The sequence below is a fragment of the Arthrobacter sp. 9V genome (genome assembly GCF_902506065.1).
GTDB lineage: Bacteria > Actinomycetota > Actinomycetes > Actinomycetales > Micrococcaceae > Arthrobacter.
Window position 1 is genome coordinate 3,032,886 of the sequence record NZ_LR732912.1, and the last position, 12,231, is coordinate 3,045,116.

Here is a 12,231-nt window from a genome sequence, read left to right on the forward strand (position 1 = left end):
GCAAGGGGGCCTGAAATCCGCGGATTTCAGGCCCCCTTGGGCATTCATGTTGCTTGGCGGCTACGCCTCCAGGACTACCGGGATAATCATGGGGCGGCGGCGGAGCTTACGGTTGACCCAGGTTCCGATGATCCTGCGGACCACCTGCTGCAACTGGTGGTTGGTGTGATCCGTGTGGTTCAGCACAGCTTCTTCGAGCGCGGCGTTGATCTTGGGAATGATCTCGTCAAACACGGAATCATCCTCCGCTACGCCACGTGCATGGATCTCCGGACCGGAGACGATCTTGCCGGTGGTGCGGCTGATGACAGTGATGACGGAAATGAAGCCCTCATCCCCCAGGACGCGACGATCCTTGAGGTCGGCGTCGGTAATTTCGCCCACGCTGGAACCGTCGACGTAGACGAAGCCGACTTCCACCTGGCCCACCACATTTGCCTTATGGTCCTTGAGGTCAATCACTGTGCCGTTGTCGCTCAGGATGATGCCCTCGGACGGAACGCCGGATTCGAGTGCAATGTTGCCATTGGCAATCAGGTGGCGTGTTTCACCGTGAACGGGCATGGCATTGAGGGGCTCAAGGATGTTGTAGCAGTAAAGCAGTTCACCGGCCGCAGCGTGCCCGGACACGTGGACCTTGGCAGTGCCCTTGTGAATCACGTCTGCGCCGAGCTTCAGGAGGCCGTTGATGATGCGGAAAACGGCGTTTTCATTGCCCGGGATAAGACTGGAAGCCAGGATCACGGTATCGCCCTTGCCCACAATCACGCGGTGATCGCCGTTGGCCATACGTGAGAGCGCTGCCATCGGCTCTCCCTGGGAACCCGTGGACATGAGGACTACGCGGTCGTCCGGCATGTTGTCGATGTTCTTGATGTCCACCAGGATGCCTTCAGGCACATCCAAGTACCCGAGCTTGGCGGCGATGGCCATGTTGCGGACCATCGACCGGCCCACGAAGGCCACCTTGCGGTTGTGCTTGGCTGCGGCATCCAGAACCTGCTGGACACGGTGGACGTGAGAGGAGAAGGAAGCCACGATGATGCGCTTCCTGGCCTGCCCGAACAACCGGTCCAGGGTGGGGCCGATTTCTTTTTCAGCCGTGGTGAATCCAGGCACGTCAGCGTTGGTGGAGTCCGCCATGAACAGGTCCACACCCTCTTCGCCCAAACGGGCGAAGTGCCGAAGGTCCGTGATGCGGCCATCCAGCGGCAACTGATCCATCTTGAAGTCGCCGGTGTGAAGGACGTTTCCGCCTTCTGTGCGGATGAAAACTGCCAAGGCATCCGGAATGGAGTGGTTGACTGCCACAAACTCGCATTCGAACGGGCCGAACTGCTCCACCTGCCCTTCCGTGACGGTGAGCGTGTAGGGCTTGATCCGGTGTTCCTGAAGCTTGGCTTCCACCAGGGCAAGGGTCAGCTGCGATCCGATCAGAGGGATGTCAGCTTTGAGGCGCAGGAGGTACGGAACTGCACCAATGTGGTCCTCGTGACCATGGGTCAGCACGACGCCTACGATGTCCTGCAACCGGTTCTCGATGTACGAGAAATCAGGCAGGATCAAGTCGACGCCGGGCTGGGTCTCTTCGGGGAAGAGCACGCCGCAGTCAACCACCAGCAGTTTGCCGTCGATTTCGAAGACCGCCATGTTGCGGCCAATCTCTCCCAGTCCACCGAGCGGGACAATCCGCAACGTACCTTTGGGCAGTTTCGGCGGCGTAACCAGTCCGGGAAGGGCGGTTTGGGTCATGTTTTGCTACTTTCCGGCGGAACCGTCCTGGACGTCGAAGTCCATTCCGGCTTGCGCCAAATCCCCGCGGATGATGTCGATCTCGGCCGCGTCCGGCTCCACGAGGGGCAAACGGACAACCGAGTTGGGCAGGACTCCCTGCCACTTGAGAATCTGCTTGGCGGCTACTGCGCCTTGGACCCGCGTCATGGTTGCTCGTATGACGGGTTCCAGTTCAAAATTGATGGCCCTTGCCGTGGCGAGGTCGCTGGCATTTACGGCGTCCACAAGCTCACGGAAACGGCGGGTGGCTACATGGGTGGTGACGCCCACCAAGCCGACGGCGCCCAGCGCCATCCACTGCAGCGTCAGGCCGTCATCACCGGAGTAGAACACCAGGTCCGTCTCAGCCATTACCCGCGTTGCGGCAGCGAAATCTGCTTTGGCGTCCTTGACGGCCACGATGTTTTGGTGCTTTGCCAGCGCAATCATGGTCTCCGGAGCGATCGCAATGGAGGAACGGCCCGGGATGTCATAGAGCATGACGGGAAGGTCCGTAGCCGAGGCGATCGTCTCAAAATGTGCACGAACGCCCGCCTGGCTGGGCTTGTTGTAGTAGGGCGTGACGATCAGGAGACCATCAACGCCGAGTTCTGCCGCGCGCTGCGAGAGGTGCACGGAGTGTGCAGTGTCATTGGTGCCGGTGCCGGCAATGATGGCAGCCTTGCCGCCAACGGCCTCTTTGACCGCCCGGAACATACCAAGGTTTTCGTCGTCTGTAAGGGTTGAGGTCTCTCCAGTGGTGCCGGTGACCACGAGGCCATCGCAACCGTCCTGGACGAGCTTCTCTGCCAGCGCTGCGGCTTGGTCATAGTCCACCTTGCCGTCTTCAGTGAACGGGGTGACCATGGCGGTCAGCAGGGTACCAAGGGCGGGAGTGTGGGCGCGCAAGTCAGACATACGAAAAACGTTACCCTGTGACAGCCTCGTTGGAAGAATGGATCCCGCCTGATGGTCCTCCGTCATCAGTGGCGGAGCCACACGCAACTGACCTGAACCGCAGATGTCATGAGGTAACGGCGGGCCTCACGCCGGTTTAGGCGCCCGCGCAGGCTCCTCCGCGCAATAGTGCGCCACAGCCCGCTCCTTGAGCTGCTCCGCCCAAGCCACGAGTCGCTGGGAAGCGCGGACGTACTCAAAGAGCTCAAGGGGCGTCAACGAGGCCAAGTCCGTCTCGGCCAGCCGGCGTGCCAGTTCAGCGCCCGGCACCTGCTCAGCCAGCACTGTACCCTCGCGGCGCCACTGGGTATCTTCCGGAGGCTCGCCGGAAACGAGCTGCCTGAAAAGGAAGTCGACCACGCCGGGGCTCATGGCTTTCATGGGACCCTGGAGGCCTGCCGGCGGCTTGGATGCATCGTTCATGCAGCAATGCTATTCGAACATATGTTCGAATACAAGGGATTCGTGTCACATCGCAGATGCCAATCACACGCTTATGAGACGATCGCTGCATGACTTCGCAAGAGACAGCGCCTCCGCGAAAAGCCCCGGGTAAGAGCAAGGTCTCCTCTCGGCTCACAGGTATTGATGCCGCCCGGGGCGCCGCACTGCTGGGGATGATGGCCACGCACGTGATGCCGACGTTCGGTCCCGCGCCGCAGTGGGAGCCAACGTTTGTGGGGCTGGTGTTTTCAGGCCGTTCCTCAGCACTCTTTGCGGTATTGGCCGGAATCGGCCTGGCGCTCAGTACCGGCAAGCAAGAACCGCGCAGCGGTGCGGAACTGTGGGCTGCCCGGCGCGGAGTTGCCCTGCGCGCCTTGGTGATCGCCGTCGTCGGACTGATGCTGGGAGGCCTTGACGTCAACGTGGCCGTGATCCTGGTTCACTATGCAGTCCTGTTCCTGTGCATCTTGCCTTTCCTGGGCCTCCGGCTCAAGGCACTCTGCTTCTGGGCAATCGGCTGGGTCCTGTTGTCTCCGCTGCTTGCGTACTTGGTTCGTCCGCTGCTGCTGGACGCAAACCCTCCCCTGAAGCTGGGCCACAACCCCAATTGGGAGGATTTCGGCACGCCTGCGCGTCTGCTCGCCGACCTCTTTTTCACCGGCTATTACCCCGTGTTTCAGTGGCTCTCATATCTACTGGTCGGATTGGTGATCGGCCGCTTGGCGCTGACGACGGCGAGAGTCCAGCTGCTGCTGGTGACCTGCGGGATTACGATTGCCGGGGTGGCAAAAGTGGTCGGGATCCTCGCCATGGAGGCGTGGGGTGGACGGACTGCCTTGTCAGCCCTCCCTGTCACCAGGGGATATCCCTTGGAAAGCATGCTTCAGGTCAATGTCACCGGCTTGGAACAGACCGGCTCGTGGTGGTGGCTGGCAACGGCAGCTCCGCATGCCGGAACTACCTTGGACCTGCTGCATAGCGGCGGCGTTGCTGCGGCCGTGGTGGGGTTGTTCTTGTTGCTCGGCACCCTGGCGGAGCGGGTCAAGGTCAATTTCCTGATCCTGCTGAGCGGGCCGGGTGCCATGACCCTGAGCCTTTACTCCGCCCACGTCTGGGTGCTGTCCGGCTTCACCAACCAGCCCTATCCTTCCGGGTGGACGGACGAAGGAATGTACTGGGCCCAGGCCCTGACCGCCGTAGCGATTGGCATCTGTTTCGCCGTCCTCCGGCGGCGCGGGCCCTTGGAATGGGTAGCCCACACCGCATCAAGCCTGGGTGGTCAACGGCCTGCTGCTGTGGGCTGAGAACGGAAGAGCTTCACGGCGTCACGCATCGATGCGCGGGCACGTTTACGGTCCCCGGAAGCATCGTAGGCGCAGCTCAGACGGAACCAGGAGCGCCAGTCCTCCGGTGCGGCCTCAGCCTCAACGCGGTACTTCTCAAACTCGGCGTCAGCGGCGGCGCGGACTATGCGGCCGCCGGGCGTCCGCGGAAGTTCATCCACCGGCAACCCGCCCTCGGCCTCCAGGACCTTGGCCATTTGTTCTGTCCGGGCGCCGAAGAGCAGCTCGCGGATGAGTGCCCACGCACCGACGACAGGCAAGACCAGATAGGCCGCTCCGATCCCCTTGGCCACCAGGTTGGGGTCGCCGAGCAAAAGGAACGAGCGCTGAACCGAGACCACCAGGTACAGCACCAAAAGCAGGGTGATGGCACCTACCCAGATTTTGGTTCGGTTCTTCTTCAATGAGGTCCAGAAATTACCCATGGCTTAGAGCCCCAGATCCAGGTAGCCATCCAGGCCCACCGTGAGGCCGGGGTTGGCCGCAACTTTGCGAAGCCCCAGCAGGACGCCCGGCATGAAGGACGCACGGTCGAAGGAATCGTGCCGCAACGTCAGCTGCTCACCGGGACCGCCGAAAAGTACTTCCTGGTGGGCTACCAATCCGCGGAGACGCACACTGTGAACACGCACACCGTCCACGTCGCAGCCACGTGCACCATCCAGGGATGTTTCGGTTGCGTCGGGGCTGGCCGGGACACCGGCGTCCTGGCGTGCTTCAGCGATCAATTGAGCCGTGCGCACGGCGGTGCCGGACGGGGCATCAACTTTGTTGGGGTGATGCAGTTCGATGATTTCCACGGACTCGAAGTACTGCGACGCCTTGGCGGCGAAGGCGGATGCGAGCACGGACCCAAGGGCGAAGTTAGGGGCAATCAGGACGCCGGTGGCCGGCTTCTGTTCCAAGAGGCTGCGCAAGGATTCCAAGCGTTCGGCACTCCACCCGGTGGTACCTACAACGGCATGCATGCCGTGCTCCACCGCGAAGCGGACGTTGGTTTCGGTGGTGTCCGGAACGGTCAGGTCAACAACATACTGTGCACCGGCGTCGAGCAGTTTCTCCAAGGAATCGCCGCGGCCCAAAGCCGCAACCAGCTTCATGTCTTCGGCTGCCTCAACAGCCTTAACGGCTTCCATTCCCATACGCCCGTGGGCACCCAGCACTGCAACAGCAAGTTGTTCGGTCATGCCATTAACCCTACCGCCGGACAGGAACCCGGCAGGAACCGTTACTCCGGCCTACTCCCCTGCTCCCACCCATTCCACGGTGCCATCAGTGAAGAACTGTTCCTTCCAAATGGGGACCTGCTCCTTGACCCGATCCACGAGTTCGGAACACACGGCGAAGGCCTGGCCGCGGTGGGGAGCAGCCACAGCGCATACCAGAGCGGGGTCCCCGATCTCCAGCATGCCGATCCTGTGGGCTGCCCAGATCCGGACCGGCTGTGCAGCCTCTCCGGAATGCTCGGCTACCAGTTGCGCCACCACCTCTGACATCACCTGATGCGCTGTGGGATGCGCGCTGTAGCTCAGCCGGTCCACAGCCTTGCCGCCGTCGTGGTTTCGGACGACGCCGCTGAAGCTGACAACCGCTCCCGCGGTATCCGATTCCACCGCCCTGATGGCTTGTTCCACGGAGATGGGCTCGGCGCTGAGGACAGCGCTGACCACTTCGAAGTTTGTTTCAGTGCCCATGGTTTCCTTCCAATTGCTCACAAAGGTGTCCGATCACGGGGTCCAGGACAGCCAACCCGTCCATAACGCCTTTCGGGGATCCGGGCAGGTTGATGATGAACGTCTTTCCAGCTGTTCCCGCGTGGCCACGGCTCAGCATGGCCATGGGAGTTTTGGCCACGCCCGCGCGCCGAATGCCCTCCATGATGCCCGGAATTTCACGTTCCAGCAGCGGCCGTGTCATTTCCGGCGTGCGGTCATCGGGGCTGAGGCCCGTTCCACCGCTGGTGATCACGACGGCGGGCTCCTGGGTCAGGAGGGCCCTCAGCGCAGCGCCAACAGGCTCACCGTCCGGCACCACCATGGTTGGAAAGGCATCAAAACCGTGCTCCTTGAGCCAATCGAGGATGATCGGCCCCGTCTCGTCGGCGTAGACTCCTGCAGCGGCCCGGGTTGAAGCGATTACGACGCCGGCTTTCCGCTGCACGTTCGGCTCGCACGCGCTCACGCGCCGACCTCCCCTGCGGTTGACTCTGTGGTTGCCTGCGCGGTTGAAAGTGCTGAGAGGTCCCAGTCGCCGCTTTTTCCGCCGCTCTTGGCCAGGACACGGATATCGGTCAGCACGGCATGCTTGTCCACAGCTTTGATCATGTCGTAGACGCTCAAGGCGGCCACCGACGCGGCCGTCAGCGCTTCCATTTCCACTCCGGTCACACCCTTGGTCTTGACGGTTGCCAGGATGCCAACAGAGTCGGCGCCCAGCTCAAAATCCACGGTGACCTTGGAGATCGGCAACGGATGGCACAGCGGAATCAGATCGGGCGTCTTCTTCGCCGCCATGATTCCCGCAACGCGCGCCACCGCAAGGGCATCCCCCTTGGGCAACTCGCCGGCGCCCAGGAGGGCCAGCACCTTGGATGTGCTGCGGACCGTAGCCGTGGCAGTTGCTTCGCGGGTAGTGACAGCTTTCTGGGAGACGTCCACCATCTGCGCGGTGCCGTCCTGCCTCAGATGGGTCAGGCCAGTGGCGGGTTCTGTAGCCCCGGAGGTTTCATTCACAGCATCCATACTTCCACTTCGTCCCCTTCGGCGAGTTCCGTGACGTCTCCAGGGATCTGCACCAGTGCGTTTGCCCGGGCCAAGGCGTGGACCAAGTGCGATCCCGCGCCGCCTTCCATCCGAACCTTTCCATCCGGGTCCAAGGTTCCCCGACGGACCTGGTGCTTGCCTTCGGGGGAAGTCAGAGGTTCGGCCAGCCGAGCCCGCAACACCGGCCTCGGTGCGGGAGTCCCCAGTATTTGAGACAGGGCCGGCCGGAGGAACATCTCAAAGGAGACAAGGCAACTGACCGGGTTCCCGGGAAAGCCAAGAAAGGGAACGCCGTCAAAGGTGCCCAACCCCTGGGGACCACCAGGCTGCATGGCCACCGGGAGGAAATCCACCGGCTGATCCTCCATGGCTTGCCGCACAACTTCGTAGGCACCCTTGCTCACTCCCCCGGTGGTAACGATGAGGTCCACCATGCTGTCCGCCGGTCCTATGTGCCGGCGGAGGACCCTAAGCAACCCGGAGGGGTGGTCATCGGAAATACCAGCGCGGACCACGTCCAGGCCGGCCTGCAGCATGGAGGCTTCGAGCAATGTTCCGTTGGAGTCGAAGATTTTCCCGGCTGTGAGCTCCTCACCCGGCTCCACCACTTCGTCTCCGGTGGTGACCAGGAGCACGCGGCAAGGCCGGCGGACGTCAACGGTCCTCATGCCAAGGGCAGCCAACAAGCCCAATTGAGCAGGTCCCATGCGGGTACCGGCGGCCAGCGCCAAAGTGCCTTTTCGAATGTCGCTGCCACTATCCCGCACGTACGTGCCGGGAGGTGCCGCGGGTAGTTCCACAACGGCTTGTCCAGCGTCAGGGTCCGGGAAGGTGTTTGGACTTGCCTTCTCAATGGGCACGACGGCGTCAGCCCCCGCGGGCATCATGGCCCCGGTCATTATCGGGGCGGCAAAGCCTGGCTTCAGCGCCGCCGGCGCGGCACCTGCCGGAACCGGTTCCGCTACCCGGAGCTCCGCACCGCCGTCGGGAATGTCTGCTGAGCGGACGGCAAACCCGTCCATTTGGGAATTGGCGAACGGGGGCAGCGACAGCGGCGCGTAGACGTCAACTGCGAGCGCCCTACCCAGCGCGTCCAGCAGTGGCAGTGCGATCTTGTCCTTGCCGGCAAGGACGCCGGTCAACAGTTCCACCACTTCCTGGCGGTGGGCTGCAACAGATCTGGGCACGGATATCCTCCTGTGTGGACACGCTGGCTTCCGGTGAATTCTCCGGACGTACCCAGACTAGGGCCTTAGCTCACTTTGACGTTGATGGTGTGATATCCGGTGGCGCCATCCGGTGCTACAGGTGCCTTGTCTTCGGTCTGTGGCACCCCGGCCGAATCTGTGGCCCGCACCTGCACCTCGTAGTCGCCCGGGGTCAGATCCACGCCCAACTGCCACTGGTACCAGGTGTCAGTGGATATGCTGCCGGCCAGCGTTGCCTGTTGCCAAGGTCCGCGATTGATGCGAAGTTCCACGCGGTTGATGCCGCGGTGCTGGGCCCACGCCACACCGCCAAACTGCACCTTGCCCGCCGGGACGCTACGGCCGCTGCGAGGCACGTCAATGCGTGATTGCGTCTTGATGGGTCCGTGATCGCTCCAGCCGCGGGGGGTCCAGTACCCGGTGTCGTCGGCGAAGCGGGTGACTTTCAATTCCGTCAACCATTTGGTGGCTGAGACAAATCCGTAGAGTCCCGGAACGATCATCCGTACGGGGAATCCGTGTTCGAGCGGAAGCGGTTCGCCGTTCATGCCCACAGCCAGGAGTGCGTCACGGTCATCGGTGAGCGCCTCCAAGGGAGTGCCGGCCGTCCATCCATCATTACTGGTGGACAGGACCATGTCTGCGCCGGCTTTTGGCCCTGCCATTGCCAACAGCTCCCTCACCGGCCAACCCAGCCAAAGGGCGTTGCCAATGAGGTCCCCACCTACGTTGTTGGATACACAGGCGATGGTGATGTGGCGTTCGGTCATGGGCTTGGCCAGGAGGGTGGCAAAATCGATCTCCACCTCGCGTTCCACCATGCCGGTGACCTTCAGTTTCCAGGCAGGGGGATCAATGGCGGGCACCGTCAAGGCGGTATCTATCCTGTAGAAGTCGGCATTCGGGGTGACCAGGGGGCTGATGCCGTCCACGGGCAGGGATGCACCAGCCGGGATGGCTTGGGCCGGTATGGCGGGCTCCGGGAGCGTCATGGACCCCCGGAACCCGGAGGCCACTGCCGTGGCCCTGGTGAGGACTGTTGTCACCGTTCCAGCCACGACAGCGGCCAGCGAGGTCCCGGCCAAGGCGTTCAGGAAGCTTCGCCGGGCCAGCGGCGCCTCCATACGTCCAGGGGTCTCTTGGGACGGGGCCCAGGTTGCAAGCCGCCTCGCCAGCGTTCGCAGAAGCACCATGGTGATGACCGCGGCGACGATCGGTGCAAGGGCTGCCTGGGGGCTCGCTTGGGCACGGGTCACGACGGCGGTCAGTCCCGCCGCGCCTGCCAGTCCAGCCAGCGCCAGCCCCCAGCCGGTCCGGCGGCGTTCCAGGAGACCAGCGAGCGCCGCCAGGATTCCTGCCACGGCCACAATGCAGGCCACCAGCACAATCTTGTCCGCAGTGCCGAACAACTGCACGGCCAGGTCCTTGACTCCAGGCGGCACAGCGTCGATCACAGCGCCGCCAAGGGCCGTAACAGGAGAAACCAAGGGGCTGAGGAGTCCGGCCGTCAGTTCACCTGCGGCGATCCCGGCAGCTCCGGCCGCCACCCCGGCAGCAGCGGCCCACAACGCAGGCTTGCCCATGGTGCGCCGGTGCTGGGTGTCGGCGGATGTGAGCGTGCTCATGAGGTGCCTCCAAAGCGGTCATTGCTGGCGATAGGTTGAGGAGCGGGAGTAATTGAGGTCCTGGCCGGCGTCAGCGGCTCCGGGGAGTCCGCGCCCGCCGGAAGCGACAAGACGAAGCGACACCCGCCGTCGAGGTTTTCCACGGTCACTGTTCCCCCGTGCGCCTTGACAATGCCGGCCACCATGCTGAGGCCGATGCCGGCGCCGCTGTAGCCGCCCTGCAGGGCTTCGGGGGTGCGGCGGGCGGGGTCTTTCTGCCAGCCCGTTTCGAACAAGTGCGGGAGGTCTTCTTCCGGAATGCCACCGCAATGATCTTCTACGGCGATCACCGCGTTTCCGTCGCTGTTTAGTCCAACACTTTCCCGTCCGACGCTGATGTGGACGTCGCTGTCCGGCACGCTGTAGATGATGGCGTTGAGCACTATGTTCCGCACGGCCCGGGCGAGACTTGGTCCGTCAGCCACGGCCATGCACTCCCGGTCCCCACCGCCGTCGAGCCTGATGCCACGCTTGGCGGCAAGCGGCGCGAGGTCGGAGATGGCGTCGCTGACGAGGTCGTAAAGGTCCAGTGGTTCAGCCCGCAGGCGGAGAGTGCCTGCCTGGATCTTGGACAGTTCCAGGAGATCGTTGACCATAGCGGTCATCTGCTCTGTCTGGCCGATGATCTTCCGGTAGTAGCCCTGAACGTCCGACGCCATACCGTCCTCGAGGGCTTCAGTCATGGCGCGCATGCTGGCCAACGGTGTGCGGAGGTCATGTGATATCCAGGAAACGAGTTCCCGCCTGGCAGTTTCAATGGCGGCTTCACGACGCCTCGATTCGGCCAGGCTGCGGCTGCTGGCCTCAAGTTCCTGCGCCAACTCGGCGAGCTCGGACGTCATGGCCGGAGCGCTCCCCCGGCCCTCCCCAACGGTGTGCTCCAGGGTTTCTCCCCGCCCCAGGCGCCGGGCAGCGTCCACCAGGTGGGCCGCGTTCCGGGAGACGCCGGCTCCGAGCATGAGGGACAAGGCCACGGCAACAGCTGAGGCAGTGGCCAGGATGTACCACATGACTTCCAGGTCCCTGGCGGAGATAAACATGGCGTTGAAGGCACTGACCATTCCTGCCACCAGCACAGCTACCGTGGCCAGCACTACCAGGCAGATCTGGGCAAGTACCGAGGCCCGGCGAAGCAGCCTGAGAAGCACCCACGTGGCGGCCCCGACGAGCACGGCCCAGAACAAGACCCAGGCAAGGATGGTCCACAGCTCACTGCCTTCCATGAACACCCTCCCCACTGTCCAGGCGTACGTCGTCGGTATCCGCTTGCTTGGCATCGAAGCGGTAGCCGACGCCCCAAACGGTCTTGAGCAGTTCGGGTTTGGTGGGGTTCGCTTCGATCTTCTCCCGCAACCTCCGGACATGGACCGTCACAGTGGACAGATCGCCGAAGTCCCAGCCCCACACGGCCTTGATGAGTTCTTCCCGGCTGAAAACCTGGTTGGGGCGTCGCATCAGGAAAGCCAGGAGGTCGAACTCGCGGACCGTCAAGGCCAAAGGAACCCTGCGGTGCGTCACCGTGCGTGAGGCTGGATCAAGGTGGAGTCCTGCAACTTCAACAGGCGGTTCCGGCGTGAACTCCTTGATACTCCGGCGCAGTACCGATTTCACCCGAAGCACCAGTTCCCGTGGGGAAAAAGGTTTGGTGACGTAGTCATCGGCACCCATTTCCAAGCCCAGAATGCGGTCGTCCTCGGTTCCCAGGGCCGTGACCATGATGACCGGCACGCTCATGGTTTGACGGAGCCTGCGGCAGACCTCAACACCGTCCAATCCCGGGAGCATGCGGTCCAAAATCACCAGATCGGGCTGACGTGAGGCTGCCAACTCAAGTGCAGTGAAACCATCCCCGGCCACGTCCACCTGGAATTCCGCTTTCACGAGGTAGTCGCGGACGACGTCGGCGATGGTTTTTTCATCCTCCACCAGAAGGATGCGACGATTCCCTGGCTCCGCTGATGTTCCCGTATGTGTGGTCACGCTTTCAGCATAGGTTTGCTGGCGAAGCCCGGCACCCGGTCAGGGCCTCCAAAGCCCAATTGTATGGATTCCGTAAGAACTGTATGACTGTAATCGGTGT

At 62.9% G+C, this 12,231-nt stretch carries 13 protein-coding genes; 1 reads left to right on the plus strand and 12 read right to left on the minus strand.

The genetic code is table 11. The features are described from left to right. Positions 1 to 60: 60 nt before the first annotated feature. From BACI9J_RS13975 to BACI9J_RS13985, 3 genes are all read right to left on the minus strand, one after another. Positions 61 to 1,752 carry a ribonuclease J gene (locus BACI9J_RS13975; protein ID WP_159734908.1) on the minus strand — a complete coding sequence of 564 codons (1,692 nt, stop codon included), beginning with the start codon at positions 1,750 to 1,752 and terminating at the stop codon, positions 61 to 63. A gap of 6 nt (positions 1,753 to 1,758) precedes the next feature. Further along, positions 1,759 to 2,691, minus strand: coding sequence for a 4-hydroxy-tetrahydrodipicolinate synthase (gene dapA / locus BACI9J_RS13980; protein WP_159734909.1), 933 nt, complete (start codon positions 2,689 to 2,691; stop codon positions 1,759 to 1,761). A 126-nt stretch (positions 2,692 to 2,817) separates the two neighbouring features. Next, complete coding sequence (locus tag BACI9J_RS13985; protein WP_159734910.1) at positions 2,818 to 3,153, minus strand: hypothetical protein; 336 nt, start codon at positions 3,151 to 3,153, stop codon at positions 2,818 to 2,820. Between the two features lie 89 nt (positions 3,154 to 3,242). On the opposite strand from BACI9J_RS13985, the gene BACI9J_RS13990 reads away from it, so the two are divergent. Then, positions 3,243 to 4,478, plus strand: a complete 1,236-nt coding sequence (locus BACI9J_RS13990; protein ID WP_159734911.1) for a heparan-alpha-glucosaminide N-acetyltransferase domain-containing protein — start codon at positions 3,243 to 3,245, stop codon at positions 4,476 to 4,478. Here the strand turns inward: BACI9J_RS13990 and BACI9J_RS13995 are convergent. Genes BACI9J_RS13995 through BACI9J_RS14035 form a run of 9 tightly spaced genes read right to left on the minus strand, consistent with a single transcriptional unit; the run spans position 4,454 to position 12,131 of the window. Then, entirely contained in the window at positions 4,454 to 4,942 is a 489-nt protein-coding gene (locus tag BACI9J_RS13995; RefSeq protein ID WP_159734912.1) for a hypothetical protein, read from the minus strand. The genes BACI9J_RS13990 and BACI9J_RS13995 overlap by 25 nt on opposite strands. Positions 4,943 to 4,945: 3 nt before the next feature. Further along, positions 4,946 to 5,704 carry a 4-hydroxy-tetrahydrodipicolinate reductase gene (gene dapB, locus BACI9J_RS14000; protein WP_159734913.1) on the minus strand — a complete coding sequence of 253 codons (759 nt, stop codon included), beginning with the start codon at positions 5,702 to 5,704 and terminating at the stop codon, positions 4,946 to 4,948. Between the two features lie 51 nt (positions 5,705 to 5,755). Continuing rightward, positions 5,756 to 6,211, minus strand: coding sequence for a molybdenum cofactor biosynthesis protein MoaE (locus BACI9J_RS14005; RefSeq protein WP_159734914.1), 456 nt, complete (start codon positions 6,209 to 6,211; stop codon positions 5,756 to 5,758). Continuing rightward, positions 6,201 to 6,698, minus strand: coding sequence for a MogA/MoaB family molybdenum cofactor biosynthesis protein (locus BACI9J_RS14010; RefSeq protein WP_159734915.1), 498 nt, complete (start codon positions 6,696 to 6,698; stop codon positions 6,201 to 6,203). Before BACI9J_RS14010 ends, BACI9J_RS14005 begins: the two co-directional genes overlap by 11 nt. Then, entirely contained in the window at positions 6,695 to 7,258 is a 564-nt protein-coding gene (moaC, locus tag BACI9J_RS14015; protein ID WP_159734916.1) for a cyclic pyranopterin monophosphate synthase MoaC, read from the minus strand. Before moaC ends, BACI9J_RS14010 begins: the two co-directional genes overlap by 4 nt. Beyond that, positions 7,246 to 8,472 carry a molybdopterin molybdotransferase MoeA gene (locus BACI9J_RS14020; RefSeq protein WP_159736480.1) on the minus strand — a complete coding sequence of 409 codons (1,227 nt, stop codon included), beginning with the start codon at positions 8,470 to 8,472 and terminating at the stop codon, positions 7,246 to 7,248. Before BACI9J_RS14020 ends, moaC begins: the two co-directional genes overlap by 13 nt. 59 nt (positions 8,473 to 8,531) lie before the next feature. Beyond that, entirely contained in the window at positions 8,532 to 10,112 is a 1,581-nt protein-coding gene (locus tag BACI9J_RS14025; protein WP_159734917.1) for a molybdopterin-dependent oxidoreductase, read from the minus strand. Next, on the minus strand, positions 10,109 to 11,374 hold the full coding sequence (locus tag BACI9J_RS14030; RefSeq protein WP_159734918.1) for a sensor histidine kinase: 1,266 nt from the start codon (positions 11,372 to 11,374) through the stop codon (positions 10,109 to 10,111). Before BACI9J_RS14030 ends, BACI9J_RS14025 begins: the two co-directional genes overlap by 4 nt. Next, positions 11,361 to 12,131, minus strand: coding sequence for a response regulator transcription factor (locus tag BACI9J_RS14035; RefSeq protein ID WP_159734919.1), 771 nt, complete (start codon positions 12,129 to 12,131; stop codon positions 11,361 to 11,363). Before BACI9J_RS14035 ends, BACI9J_RS14030 begins: the two co-directional genes overlap by 14 nt. Positions 12,132 to 12,231: the final 100 nt, after the last annotated feature.

Bases quoted from the DNA above. Each gene is read 5' to 3' on its own strand.
- moaC (WP_159734916.1), bottom strand. From the start codon at position 7,258: ATGGATGCTGTGAATGAAACCTCCGGGGCTACAGAACCCGCCACTGGC.
- BACI9J_RS14025 (WP_159734917.1), bottom strand. From the start codon at position 10,112: ATGAGCACGCTCACATCCGCCGACACCCAGCACCGGCGCACCATGGGC.
- dapB (WP_159734913.1), bottom strand. From the start codon at position 5,704: ATGACCGAACAACTTGCTGTTGCAGTGCTGGGTGCCCACGGGCGTATG.
- BACI9J_RS14030 (WP_159734918.1), bottom strand. From the start codon at position 11,374: ATGGAAGGCAGTGAGCTGTGGACCATCCTTGCCTGGGTCTTGTTCTGG.
- BACI9J_RS13995 (WP_159734912.1), bottom strand. From the start codon at position 4,942: ATGGGTAATTTCTGGACCTCATTGAAGAAGAACCGAACCAAAATCTGG.
- dapA (WP_159734909.1), bottom strand. From the start codon at position 2,691: ATGTCTGACTTGCGCGCCCACACTCCCGCCCTTGGTACCCTGCTGACC.
- BACI9J_RS13985 (WP_159734910.1), bottom strand. From the start codon at position 3,153: ATGAACGATGCATCCAAGCCGCCGGCAGGCCTCCAGGGTCCCATGAAA.
- BACI9J_RS13990 (WP_159734911.1), top strand. From the start codon at position 3,243: ATGACTTCGCAAGAGACAGCGCCTCCGCGAAAAGCCCCGGGTAAGAGC.
- BACI9J_RS13975 (WP_159734908.1), bottom strand. From the start codon at position 1,752: ATGACCCAAACCGCCCTTCCCGGACTGGTTACGCCGCCGAAACTGCCC.
- BACI9J_RS14005 (WP_159734914.1), bottom strand. From the start codon at position 6,211: ATGGGCACTGAAACAAACTTCGAAGTGGTCAGCGCTGTCCTCAGCGCC.